The 12,118-nt window shown below is 65.8% G+C and carries 8 protein-coding genes and 1 pseudogene; 3 read left to right on the top strand and 6 right to left on the bottom strand.

Features of this window, described 5'->3' with window-relative positions; translation table 11 throughout:
- Positions 1-372 precede the first annotated feature (372 nt).
- The 4 genes and pseudogenes from FBZ93_RS01905 to FBZ93_RS01890 form a co-directional block, all read right to left on the bottom strand.
- A complete protein-coding gene (locus FBZ93_RS01905; protein ID WP_146984299.1) occupies positions 373-867 on the bottom strand; it encodes a ferritin-like domain-containing protein in 495 nt (164 codons plus the stop codon).
- 65 nt (positions 868-932) lie between these two features.
- Positions 933-1,406 (bottom strand): annotated as a pseudogene (locus tag FBZ93_RS01900) (NuoB/complex I 20 kDa subunit family protein); the annotation flags it as partial.
- 53 nt (positions 1,407-1,459) lie between these two features.
- The gene (locus tag FBZ93_RS01895) at positions 1,460-1,672 is read right to left on the bottom strand and encodes a hypothetical protein (protein ID WP_146984298.1); all 213 of its coding nucleotides are present in this window, start codon (positions 1,670-1,672) and stop codon (positions 1,460-1,462) included.
- 117 nt (positions 1,673-1,789) lie between these two features.
- Positions 1,790-2,689 (bottom strand): LysR family transcriptional regulator, encoded by a 900-nt coding sequence (locus FBZ93_RS01890; RefSeq protein WP_146984709.1) that lies wholly within the window; start codon positions 2,687-2,689, stop codon positions 1,790-1,792.
- A gap of 104 nt (positions 2,690-2,793) precedes the next feature.
- On the opposite strand from FBZ93_RS01890, the gene FBZ93_RS01885 reads away from it, so the two are divergent.
- Positions 2,794-3,783 (top strand): zinc-dependent alcohol dehydrogenase family protein, encoded by a 990-nt coding sequence (locus tag FBZ93_RS01885; RefSeq protein ID WP_146984297.1) that lies wholly within the window; start codon positions 2,794-2,796, stop codon positions 3,781-3,783.
- Between the two features lie 109 nt (positions 3,784-3,892).
- On the opposite strand, the gene FBZ93_RS01880 is transcribed toward FBZ93_RS01885, so the two are convergent.
- Positions 3,893-5,365, bottom strand: coding sequence for a protein adenylyltransferase SelO (locus tag FBZ93_RS01880; RefSeq protein ID WP_146984296.1), 1,473 nt, complete (start codon positions 5,363-5,365; stop codon positions 3,893-3,895).
- A gap of 196 nt (positions 5,366-5,561) precedes the next feature.
- Here FBZ93_RS01880 and aspS point away from each other — a divergent pair, with 196 nt between their 5' ends.
- Positions 5,562-7,337 (top strand): aspartate--tRNA ligase, encoded by a 1,776-nt coding sequence (gene aspS, locus FBZ93_RS01875; RefSeq protein WP_146984295.1) that lies wholly within the window; start codon positions 5,562-5,564, stop codon positions 7,335-7,337.
- Between the two features lie 120 nt (positions 7,338-7,457).
- Here the strand turns inward: aspS and FBZ93_RS01870 are convergent, their stop codons facing one another.
- The gene (locus FBZ93_RS01870; protein ID WP_146984294.1) at positions 7,458-9,452 is read right to left on the bottom strand and encodes a hypothetical protein; all 1,995 of its coding nucleotides are present in this window, start codon (positions 9,450-9,452) and stop codon (positions 7,458-7,460) included.
- Positions 9,453-9,675: 223 nt separating this feature from the next.
- On the opposite strand from FBZ93_RS01870, the gene FBZ93_RS01865 reads away from it, so the two are divergent.
- Entirely contained in the window at positions 9,676-11,985 is a 2,310-nt protein-coding gene (locus FBZ93_RS01865) for an NADP-dependent malic enzyme (protein ID WP_146984293.1), read from the top strand.
- Positions 11,986-12,118 lie beyond the last annotated feature (133 nt).

The following is a 12,118-nucleotide window of genomic DNA, read 5'->3' as shown; positions in this document are numbered from 1 at the left end:
CACGTCAGGACTCATCAAGGCAAGGATATCGTGATTTGGTGACGCCTGAGCGCGATATTATCTGGTTACAGCGAGATCGACGGGTGCCGTGCGCCCGACATCTGGTGGCCGTCGCGACGGCTCACTCGTACCGCATGTTCTTCTTCGACGGCCGGCGCGCCGCAGGCATCGCCAGTACGACGAGACACAGCGCGATCATCGCCAATCCCATAAATTCGAATGCAAATGCGTCCACGGGCCGTTCTCCCCCATCAGAAACAGTTAGACTTGTTGGGGGAGCGTTGACGCGCTGTTAAGCCTTATGGTTACCGCCGCGAGCCTCCCGGCATGGTGGAGGGTGAGTTAACGCTCACATGAGGGCGGATGCGCGCCTTAGGCTACCAGCGCATCCTGGTTGATCTCACCCTTGGCGAGCGCCGTCAGCAGCGTGTCGCAGTGCCGCTCTTCTTCCAGACTGTCGTGGAGCAGCCGCTGGTCGTCGCGCAGATTGAGCTGGCCGGCGAGGGCCGCCGCGCTGCCATAGGCGGCGATCTCGTAGTGCTCGAGCTTCTGCGCCGAGGCGAGGAGGCCGGCATCGCGAAGATTGTCATCGGGCAGCAGCGAAACCATTTTCGCGGTCTCGCGGATCAGCGCCTGCATCGCCTGGTCGGTGTGCTCTAGCGGATCGCCGCCATGCATGCGCAGCAGCGATTTCAGCCGCTCGCCCTGCACGATGGTCTCGCGGTGATGGCGGCCGAACGCATCCTTGAGCGATGGATGCGAGGCGATCTCCGCCATCCGCGCCAGCGCTACGGCGAGCTGGTCTTCGACGCTGCACAGTTCCTGGAGCTCGGCGACGTACATGTCCTTGAAGCTCGTGATCTTCATGTTGAAACCTTTCTCGCTTGTCGCGGCGCGCGAGCGCCGTTCAAGGCGCCGTCCACCGGATCGGGTCATCGTTCGATCGTGCCGGCGCGGCGAATCTTCTTCTGGAGCAACAGAATGCCGTACAGCAGCGCCTCCGCGGTCGGCGGGCAGCCCGGGACATAGACATCCACCGGCACGATGCGGTCGCAGCCACGCACGACCGAGTACGAGTAGTGATAATAGCCGCCGCCATTGGCGCAGGAGCCCATCGAGATGACGTAGCGCGGTTCCGGCATCTGGTCGTAGACCTTGCGCAAGGCGGGGGCCATCTTGTTGCACAGCGTCCCCGAGACGATCATGACGTCCGACTGCCGCGGCGAAGCGCGCGGAGCGGCACCGAAGCGTTCCACGTCGTAGCGCGGCATCGACACCTGCATCTGCTCGATCGCACAGCAGGCGAGCCCGAACGTCATCCACATCATCGATCCCGAGCGTGCCCAGGTCACGAGATCGTCGAACGGGGCGACGAAATAGCCGCGGTCGCCAAGCTCGTAACGGCGGTCCTCGAACCAGGTCTGGTATTCTGCTATCGCCAAGGCGGTTCCTCCGCGCGTTACGTGGTATGGCCGCCGCGATCGGGATTGGTCGGCGTCTTCTTCGCGCGCTGCGGAGTCATTTTCGCCGGATCCGGCGCTCCCGGCACGCCGCGCGGCCCGAGCTGCTGGCGCTGCAGATCGTCCTCGGAAAATGGCGGCTCGATGCCGTTCGGATTGCTGCGCTCGATCGCGGTTTTCAGGTCGTCGGCTTTCAGGTCGTTCTGGCCCATGCTGGCGCTCCATGATCTCTGCGGAACGGAACCTCGATCGAACGGGGCCGCACGTTCCACGCTGTCCGGCAAACGATGAGCGCGTGAAATCGTTGCAAACAAATCAGGGGCGTGGCGCTACGCCACGAGCTTCGGCAGCGCGGCGGCGAGCGCGTCCACTGCAAGCCGGACCTTCGGCGGCAGCCGCGGCGTCGGCAGCCACAGCGCGTGGCAGTCGTAGGGCAGTTCCCCTTCGTTGCCGAGAACCTGGACCAGCGCGCCGCGCTCGAGGCGCTCGCGCACCAGCCAGGAGGGCAGCCACGCCAGCCCCATGCCCCGCGCCGCGGCGTCGGCGATCGCTTCGAGATCGTCGAGCCTGAGTCGCCCGGCCGGCCAGACCTCGCGCGGCGGCGCACCATCGCGCGGGAACAACCACGGGCGCGCGCGGCCCAGGCGGCGATAGACGATCGCCTGGTGCTGGCCGAGTTCGTCAAGCGTGCGCGGCCGGCCGCGGGCCTTCAGATAGGCGCGCGAGCCGCACACCACCATGCGCTGGCGCGCGATGCGCCGCGTGATCACGTTGGCCTGCTCGCTGAGCTCACCGGTCCTGATCGCAAGGTCGTAGCCGCCCTCCATCAGATCGGCGACCGGGTCGCCGAACGAAAGATCGAGCTCCAGCGCCGGATATTTCTGCGCCAGCTTGAGCAGCAGCGGCGCCACGCAGTGCCGGCCGAGCAGCGCCGGCATGGTCACCCGCAGCCGCCCGCGCGGCTCGGACAACGCGTCGGCCGCGATGGCGTCGGCGGCGTCCGCTTCGGCAAGCACGGCGCGGCAACGCTCGTAATAGGCGTGGCCGAACTCGGTCAGGCTTTGACGCCGCGTGGTGCGGTGGATCAGGCGAACGCCGAGCCGCTGTTCGAGGAAGCTGACATGCTTGCCGACCATCGGGCCGGACATCTCGAGCGCCTCCGCAGCGGCGGCGAAGGAGCCGAGATCGACCGCCTTGAGAAAGACGGCCATGCTGGTCAGGCGGTCCATCATTCGAAACTCCCGGTTTTGACTGTTCAGTCTGCGGGATGATTTATCCGCCGAATTGGCCTTGGCATAGCTCCATTCAATTCAACTGTTTTGGAGTGTCGCCGATGGCGCGTATCGTTCGTTTTCACCAGCTTGGCGGTCCCGAGGTGCTGCGGATCGAGGATGTGGCGATCGCGCCGCCCGCGCGCGGCGAGGTCCAGATCCGCATCAAGGCGCTCGGACTGAACCGCGCCGAGGCCCTGATGCGCAGCGGGACCTATATCGAGCGACCGGCGCTGCCGTCCGGCCTCGGCCTCGAGGCTGCTGGTCTCGTCGAAACGATCGGCGAGGGCGTCGGCGATTTCGCGCCGGGGGATGCCGTCAGCATCGTGCCGCCGATCTCAATGGCGCGATGGCCGGCTTATGCCGAGCTCGCGACGTTCCCGGCCGAGCTCGTCGTCAAGCATCCGCCGGCGCTGGCGTTTAAAGAGGCGGCCGCGGTGTGGATGCAATACCTGACGGCCTATGGCGCCCTGATCGATATTGCGCAGCTTGGCCGCGGGGAGTTCGTCGTCATCACGGCGGCATCGAGCAGCGTCGGGCTCGCCGCGATCCAGATCGCCAATGGCATCGGCGCGATCCCGATCGCGGTCACGCGAACGTCGGCCAAGGCGCAGGCGCTGCGCGACGCCGGCGCGGCGCATGTGATCGCCTCCGCGGAGGAGGATCTGCAATCAAGGCTGGAGCAGGTCGCGGGGCCGGACGGCGTCCGCGTGGTGCTCGATCCCGTCGGCGGCCCCATCTTCGTGCCGCTGACAGCGGCGATGGCGCATGGCGGCATCCTGATCGAGTATGGCGGGCTCAGTCCCGAGCCGACGCCGTTTCCGCTGTTCACCGTGCTGAGCAAGAGCCTGATCCTGCGCGGCTACCGCGTGCACGAGATTGTTCAGGATCCCGCGCGGCTTGCCGCGGCGAAGGCGTTCATCCTCGACGGGCTGGCTGACGGCGCACTGAAGCCGATCATCGCGCGGACGTTTCCGTTCGAGGAGATCGTCGAAGCGCACCGGTATCTGGAGTCGAACGCGCAGTTCGGGAAGATCGTCGTGACGGTGTGATGGGCAATCTCCCAACGTCATTGCGAGCGAAGCGAAGCAATCCATCGGCCCGCATGCGCGGATAGATGGATTGCTTCGTCGCTTCGCTCCTCGCAATGACGCCGGTGCCTCACGTCCCGCAGAACGTCTGCGTCACCATCTGCTCGGGCAGCGGCGGCTCGGCATAGGCCGCGAACTGCGGCTGGCCTTCATAGGGCTTTGCCAACACCGTCAGCAGCTCCTCGAACGGCGCGTAGTCGTCGTTGTTAACCGCTGCCTGGATCACCGCTTCGATCCTGTGGTTGCGCGGGATGAACGCCGGGTTGACCGCACCCATCGCGGCCTTGCGCTCGGCCGGTGTCTGCGGCTCCAGCGCGAGGCGCGTGCGCCAGCGCGTGGCCCATTCGTCGAAGGCGGCGGGATCGGTGAACTGCGCGCGGACGTCGGCGGCGTCATCGGCTGCGGCGTCGCCGAGATGACGGAAGGTCAGCGTGAAGTCGGCCGCGTTCTTGGCCATCGCGTCGAGCAGGTCCTGGATCAGTGCCTCATCGCCGTCGCGCGCGGTGAACAGGCCGACCTTGGCGCGCAGCCCGGCCTGATAGGCCGCGGTGAATTTTTCCGGGAATTCGCCGAGGATCGTCTGCGCCTGCTCGATGGCCTTCTCCTGCTCGCTGTCGAACAGCGGCAGCAGGCACTCGGCGAGCCGGGTCAGATTCCACAACGCGATGCGCGGCTGATTGGCGTAGGCGTAGCGGCCCATCTCGTCGATCGAGGAGAACACCTGCGCCGGGTTGTAGGCATCGAGGAAGGCGCAGGGGCCGTAGTCGATGGTCTCGCCCGAGATCGAGGTGTTGTCGGTGTTCATCACGCCGTGGATGAAGCCGACCAGGAGCCAGCGCGCGACCAGCGCGGCCTGCCGGGCCACGACACCGGCGAGCAGCGCGTGATAGGGCTGGGCGGCATCACTGAGCTCGGGATAGTGCCTCGCAATGACATGGTCGGCGAGGGCGCGCACGCCGTCGGTGTCGCCGCGGGCGGCGAAGAACTGGAAGGTGCCGACGCGGATGTGGCTCGAGGCGACGCGGGTCAGCACCGCGCCCGGCAGCGCGGTCTCGCGCATCACGGGCTCGCCGGTCACGACCGCGGCGAGCGAGCGGGTGGTCGGGATACCCAGCGCAAACATCGCCTCGCTGACGATGTATTCGCGCAAGACCGGACCGAGCGCCGCGCGGCCGTCGCCGCGGCGCGAGAACGGGGTGGGGCCTGATCCCTTGAGCTGGATGTCGCGGCGGACGCCGTCCGTGTCGATGACCTCGCCGAGCAGGATGGCGCGGCCGTCGCCGAGCTGGGGAACAAAGTGCCCGAACTGGTGGCCGGCATAGGCCATGGCGATCGGGTCGGCGCCGTCCGGCAGTCGCTTGCCGGCGAGGATTTCGGCGCCTTCGGGCGTCGAGAGCAGGTCCGGATCCAGCCCGAGCTGGACCGCGAGCGGCCGGTTCAGCTTGATCAGCCGGGGGGACGCCACCGGGGTCGGCGCGACGCGGGCGAAAAAGTTCGCCGGCAGCGCCGAATAGGTGTTCTGGAACGGGAAATGGATGGTCATGACCAGAAGATAGGCCCGCGGGCCGAATAGGCAAACGATTGGCGCCGCCGGTGCGGAAAATCTGCGGTTTGGCCCGAAAAGGCGTCGTTCCATTGGTTGCCGCACCCGGCCTCGTCGGGTAAACCCTCCGCAACTTCGGGCAGGGCATTTTGGCCCTGTCGCGATTCGACCCTCCGACATCAGTTTTGGAACGAAAATGCATCGCTACCGGTCACACACATGCGGCGCGCTCCGTGAGAGCGATATCGACCAGACGGTCCGGCTCTCAGGCTGGGTCCACCGGGTCCGCGACCATGGCGGCGTGCTGTTCGTCGATCTGCGCGACCATTACGGCATCACCCAGTGCGTGGCCGATCCGGACTCGCCGGCGTTCGCCGAGGTCGAGAAGTTCCGTTCGGAATGGGTGGTGCGGATCGACGGCAAGGTCCGCCGTCGCCCCGCCGGCACCGACAATCCCGAACTGCCGACCGGCATGGTCGAGATCTACATCAAGGAGATCGAGGTGCTTGGCCCGGCGGCCGAGCTGCCGCTGCCGGTGTTCGGCGAGCAGGAATATCCTGAGGACATCAGGCTGAAGTACCGCTTCCTCGACCTGCGTCGCGACAAGCTGCACCAGAACATCATGACCCGCGGCGCGGTGGTCGATTCCATGCGCAAGCGGATGAAGGAGCAGGGCTTCTTCGAATTCCAAACCCCGATCCTGACGGCATCCTCGCCGGAAGGCGCGCGCGACTTCCTGGTGCCCTCGCGCATCCATCCCGGCAAGTTCTACGCGCTGCCGCAGGCGCCGCAGCAGTACAAGCAGCTCCTGATGATGTCGGGCTTCGATCGTTACTTCCAGATCGCACCCTGCTTCCGCGACGAGGACCCGCGCGCCGATCGCCTGCCCGGCGAGTTCTATCAGCTCGACGTCGAGATGAGCTTTGTCACGCAGGACGACGTGTTCGCGGCGATGGAGCCCGTGATCACCGGCGTGTTCGAGGACTTTGCCAAGGGCAAGCCGGTGACGAAGAACTGGCCGCGGATTCCGTTCGCGGAAGCCGTGCGCAAATACGGCTCCGACAAGCCCGATCTGCGCAACAAGATCGTGATGCAGGAGGTGTCCGAACACTTCCGCGGCTCCGGCTTCAAGGTGTTCGCGCGGATGCTGGAAGACCCGAAGAACCAGGTCTGGGCCATTCCCGGCACTGGCGGCGGTAGCCGCGCGTTCTGCGACCGCATGAACTCCTGGGCGCAGGGCGAAGGCCAGCCCGGCCTCGGTTACATCATGTGGCGCGAGGGCGGCGAGGGCGCGGGTCCGCTTGCGAACAACATCGGTCCTGAACGGACGGCAGCGATCCGCGACCAGCTCGGCCTGAAGGAGGGCGATGCCGCGTTCTTCGTCGCCGGCGATCCCGAGAAATTCTGGAAGTTCGCAGGCCTCGCGCGCACCAAGCTCGGCGAGGAGCTGAACCAGATCGACAAGGACCGCTTCGAGCTCGCCTGGATCGTCGACTTCCCGATGTACGAGTATGACGAGGAGAACAAGAAGGTCGACTTCTCGCACAACCCGTTCTCGATGCCTCAGGGCGGCCTCGACGCGCTGACGTCGCAGGACCCGCTGACCATCAAGGCGTTCCAGTACGACATCGCCTGCAACGGCTACGAGATCGCCTCCGGCGGCATCCGCAACCACAAGCCGGAAGCGATGGTGAAGGCGTTCGAGATCGCCGGCTATGGCGAGCAGGAAGTCATCGACCGTTTCGGCGGCATGTACCGCGCGTTCCAGTATGGCGCCCCGCCGCATGGCGGCATGGCGGCCGGCCTCGACCGCATCGTGATGCTGCTCTGCGGCACCAACAATCTGCGCGAGATCTCGCTGTTCCCGATGAACCAGCAGGCCATGGACTTGCTGATGGGCGCACCGTCGGAAGCGACGCCGAAGCAGCTCAAGGAGCTGCACATCCGCACCAACCTGCCCGCGAAGGGCTAGCAGGCGAAGCAAAGAGCGGTAGCCCGGATGGAGCGAAGCGAAATCCGGGAACTGCCGCCGCACGAGAGATTGCCCCGGATTGCGCTTCGCTCCATCCGGGCTACGGGATCGAATGGAAGCTCACAATCCCGTCGAGGCCTCGATCTTGAATTGCGCCAGGGCCGATTGCGGATCGGTCTTGAGCAGTTGCATCAGCTGAAGCGCCGGCGCTTTCGCGCGCGGGGTCAGCTTGATGACCAGCGTCTGCCCCGGCGTCTCGATGAACTGGCTGATCGCGGTGACGAGGGCTGTCGCATCCGGATTGCCTCCGCCGATCGCGTCGCCCTGCGCCTTGATGCTGTCGAGGATGGCCCTGCGCGCCTCGTCGCGGCCGACGTTCTGGGTGCGGGCGAACTGGGCGACCGCGAAGTCGATGACGCCGAGGTCGTGGACCACAAGCTCGGTCGCGCCGGCCTCGATCTGCGCGGCTGCGCCCATCGCCTCCGCGGCGCTGACCGAAAATGCCTCGCGCGGCACGTTGCCGAGCGTGAGCTTCGCCGATGCGTTCAAAAGGCCCGCCACGTCAAGCTTGACCGGCTCGAGCGCGAACGACCGTGACGTCTCGGTCCAGGCAGCGCCGAGATCGGCATCGACGGCCATGCGGTCGATGCCGGCTGCGACGAGTGCCTGCTGCTGCGGATCCGTTGCATCCAGCGGTGCAGCCATCTTCGCGATCAGCCGCAGCTTGCTCGGGATCGTTCCGACGAACTGACCCCAATCGAGGCTGAGGACGTCGATGTTGACCGGCTTGCCGGTGGCCTTGTAGGGCGCCGTAACACCCTTGATCTCGACGCCCTCGATCAGGGGAAACAGCGCCAGCGTCTGTTCGGCCGACGGCTTCTGGGCTGCGAACTGTGACGACAGCCGCAGGAAGCTCGCGACATCGAGCGCCTTCAGCGCGAAGCGTCCGACCTTGAAGGGGCCGTTCGGGGCATGGGCGTCAATTCCCTCGACTGCGAGCTCGCCGATCTTGCCGCGTTCGAAGTTGAATCGCATTGAAGAGAGCTTTAGCTGCGTCTGCGGTGCCTGTGGTGCCTCCATCGAGAGCCCGTGCATCTCAGCATTTCCTATGCTGAAGCCCGCGTAGAGGCCGGCGATGTTATCCAGCAGTTCGCGCGCCTGGGCCGGAGATGGCGGCGGACTCCCCGGCGGCGGGATCATTGCCAACAACGACGGCAGCTGCATCCGTGACGGGTTGATCCTGACGTCATCGATCGTCACACCGTCGATCCGCGTATTCAGGCCGGGCGTGGCGTTGATGATGTAGGGACCGGCCGAAACATGTCCCTGGACCCGGTAGTCGCGGTCGTCGTTGGCCTTGGCGGGATCGAATATCGCCGCCATCGCGCCGACGTCGATATCTGTCGCGACAATGTTCGAGAGCTCGCCGGTTGTCTTGAGTGGCTTGCCCCCGGGTTGGGAGTTGAAGGTGAAGACGGCGCCGTCGGTCTTGCTGGACGCGATCTTCCCGCCTTTGATGTTGTCGAGCACAACGTTCGAGTAGGTGTATTCGCCGCTCATGCTGTCGGCACCTGTCGTGGCGGTCTTGACCGTTCCGGTCAGGCGGGGGGCCGTGATCGACGAGGCGCTGACGCCGGCCAGATAGGCGAGGCCGAACCCGTAGAGATCGAACAGCGATGCCGACTTCCGAAGTTGGCGAACACCGGTCGGGCCGGTGAAATCCTTCACCGTGACCTGCGGCACCTTGTAGTTGAGCGCGACGGCCTGCCTGTCGCCCATCGTGGCATCGATTTCGACGTCGCGGGCCTCAAGGCTCGCGGCGGAAAAGCGCGAGGTGTCGGATCGGTCGACGCCATAGGCCATCACGGTGGCCGCCTTCAGCCTGAACGGCGGCTGCGTGCCGGTTTCGACGGCGATATCCCCGATGGTCAGGGTGCGCTGCATCAGGTCGAATGAAATCCGGCCATGGCTCGCCGTGCCGCCTTCGGCGCGGACCTGGTCAAATACGGCCTCCACGGCGCTCGTGATCCGACGCTGGGTATAGAGGTCGAAGCCGAAGAAGCCGCCGATCGCAATCACGACGACCGCGATCAGGCCGAGCAGAATTTTCTTCATTCGGTCAACTCCGGATCATCAAGGGAAAAAAATTGCCAAGCTGCGGCCGGACGGTGCAGCATCGGCGAACTGGGCCGTCCAGGCCTGTTGACGGGGGTATTATCGGATGTTGCATCCAAGCGGCCGGACATGCTTCACATCCAGCTCGATTTGCCGGACAACTGACTTTTGCCTGGATTAGCACAGAAACAAGAAATTTGGGCCGGAAACGCGGGGAGCACGTATGTCGTCATCGTCTGAAGAACTCCATAACGCCGCGCTCGCCTATCACCGGCTGCCGCGTCCGGGCAAGCTCGAGATCCAGGCCATCAAGCCGCTCGCCAACCAGCGCGACCTGGCGCTGGCCTATTCGCCGGGCGTTGCCGCCGCCTGCACCGAGATCGCCAAGAACCCGGCCGAGGCGGCGACGCTGACGGCTCGCGCCAATCTCGTCGCGGTGGTCTCGAACGGCACTGCGGTGCTCGGCCTCGGCAATATCGGCCCGCTGGCCTCCAAGCCCGTCATGGAAGGCAAGGCGGTGCTGTTCAAGAAGTTCGCCGGCATCGACGTGTTCGACATCGAGATCAAGGCCGACACGATCGAGCGCGTGGTCGAGACCGTCGCCGCGCTGGAGCCGACCTTCGGCGGCATCAATCTGGAGGACATCCGCGGGCCCGAGTGCTTCGAGATCGAGACGCAGCTCAAGGAGCGCATGAAGATCCCGGTATTCCACGACGACCAGCACGGCACCGCCATCATCGTCGCCGCCGCGATCGTCAACGGGCTGCTGTTGAACGGCAAGCAACTGAGCGATGTGAAGATCGTCTGCTCCGGCGCCGGCGCCGCCGCCATCGCGACCCTCAATCTGCTGGTCTCGATGGGCGCGCAGCGCAAGAACATTTGGGTCTGCGACATCGACGGTGTGGTTTATGACGGCCGCAACACCACGATGGATCGCTGGAAGGCGGTCTATACCCAGAAGACCGACGCACGCGTGCTGGCCGACGTCATTCCGGGCGCGGACATCTTCATCGGACTGTCGGCGCCGGGCGTGCTCAAGCCCGAGATGGTCAAGCAGATGGGGGACAAGCCGCTGGTGATGGCGCTTGCCAATCCGGTACCCGAGATCATGCCGGACGAGGCGCGGCTGGCGCGTCCCGATGCGATGATCTGCACAGGACGGTCGGACTTCCCGAACCAGGTTAACAACGTGCTGTGCTTCCCCTTCATCTTCCGCGGCGCGCTCGACGTCGGCGCCACCGCGATCAACGAGGCGATGAAGCACGCCGCGGTGGATGCGATCGCGCAGCTCGCGCGCGATCCGCCGTCGGATGCGGTGGCGCATGGTTTCGAGACCGGCGAGACCCAGGGGTTCGGCCCGGGCTCGCTGATCCCAAGCCCGTTCGATCCGCGCCTGATCCTGCGCATCGCGCCGGCCGTGGCCAGGGCCGCGATCGAGTCCGGCGTCGCGACCCGGCCGATCACCAATTTCGACGAGTACACCGCAAGTCTCGAGCGTTTCGCGTTCCGCTCCGGCCTCACCATGAAGCCGGTGTTCGCCAAGGCGAAGACCCAGCCGGTGCGCGTGATCTACGCCGAAGGCGAGGATGAGCGGGTGCTGCGTGCGACGCAGGTGGTGCTGGAGGAGAAGCTGGCGCGGCCGATCCTGGTCGGCCGGCCGTCGGTGGTGGAGACCCGGATCAAGCGCTTCGGCCTCTCGATCAAGGCCGGCCGCGATTTCGACCTGGTTAATCCCGAGGACGATCCGCGCTACCGCTCCTACGTGCAGTCCTATATCGACGTCGCCGGCCGCCGCGGGGTGACGCCGGAGGCGGCGCGGACCGTGGTCCGCACCAACAACACCGTGATCGCGGCGCTGGCGGTGTCGCGCGGCGAGGCCGATGCGATGCTGTGCGGCGTCGAGGGCCGCTACATGAGCCATCTGCGCCATGTCCGCGAGATCATCGGCTTCCTGCCGGGGGTCAGCGACTACGCCGCGCTGGCACTGATGATCACCTCGACCGGCGCCCATTTCATCGCCGATACCCAGGTGCGGCCGAATCCGAGCGCGGAGGAATTGGCGGAAGTGGCCTCGCTCGCGGCGATCCACGTCCAGCGCTTCGCCTTCAAGCCGAAGGTTGCGTTCGTGTCACATTCCGACTTCGGCAGCTATGATACGGACTCCTCGCGCAAGATGCGCCGGGCCACCCAGCTCCTGAAGGACAAGCATCCGGAGATCGAGGCCGACGGCGAAATGCAGGGCGATACCGCGCTGTCGGCCGCGGCGCGGCGCTTGGTGCTGCCGCAATCGCGGCTGGAAGGCGAGGCCAACATCCTGATCATGCCGACCCTCGACGCCGCCAACATCGCCTATCAGATGATCAAATCGCTGGCCAACGCGTTGCCGGTGGGGCCGATCCTGATCGGTCCGGCGCGCCCGGCACACATCCTCACCCCCGGCGTGACGGCGCGCGGCATCCTCAACATGACCGCGGTCGCCGCGGTCGAGGCCCAGGAGCGTGCCGGCCGCGCGCAGCCGACGCTGTTCGGCTGACGGGCGTTGTTTGGGCACGTTATGTTCGGAGAACCGCAGCGCGGTTTTCCGCATCGTACGCGAGCCGAGATGGATTCGATTTGATCGAAACAGGCGGAGCGACCATAATCGCTGCGCCTGCTTCGTCCGATTT

This window comes from Bradyrhizobium macuxiense (genome assembly GCF_007993935.1).
Lineage (GTDB): Bacteria > Pseudomonadota > Alphaproteobacteria > Rhizobiales > Xanthobacteraceae > Bradyrhizobium > Bradyrhizobium macuxiense_A.
The sequence above is the reverse complement of the archived record's forward strand: the minus strand, read 5'-3'. Positions and strand labels throughout refer to the sequence as shown.

What these genes read in the sequence shown, in the direction of transcription:
- FBZ93_RS01870 (WP_146984294.1), bottom strand. Translation starts at nt 9,452, where the DNA reads ATGAAGAAAATTCTGCTCGGCCTGATCGCGGTCGTCGTGATTGCGATC.
- FBZ93_RS01865 (WP_146984293.1), top strand. Translation starts at nt 9,676, where the DNA reads ATGTCGTCATCGTCTGAAGAACTCCATAACGCCGCGCTCGCCTATCAC.
- aspS (WP_146984295.1), top strand. Translation starts at nt 5,562, where the DNA reads ATGCATCGCTACCGGTCACACACATGCGGCGCGCTCCGTGAGAGCGAT.
- FBZ93_RS01905 (WP_146984299.1), bottom strand. Translation starts at nt 867, where the DNA reads ATGAAGATCACGAGCTTCAAGGACATGTACGTCGCCGAGCTCCAGGAA.
- FBZ93_RS01895 (WP_146984298.1), bottom strand. Translation starts at nt 1,672, where the DNA reads ATGGGCCAGAACGACCTGAAAGCCGACGACCTGAAAACCGCGATCGAG.
- FBZ93_RS01890 (WP_146984709.1), bottom strand. Translation starts at nt 2,689, where the DNA reads ATGGACCGCCTGACCAGCATGGCCGTCTTTCTCAAGGCGGTCGATCTC.
- FBZ93_RS01885 (WP_146984297.1), top strand. Translation starts at nt 2,794, where the DNA reads ATGGCGCGTATCGTTCGTTTTCACCAGCTTGGCGGTCCCGAGGTGCTG.
- FBZ93_RS01880 (WP_146984296.1), bottom strand. Translation starts at nt 5,365, where the DNA reads ATGACCATCCATTTCCCGTTCCAGAACACCTATTCGGCGCTGCCGGCG.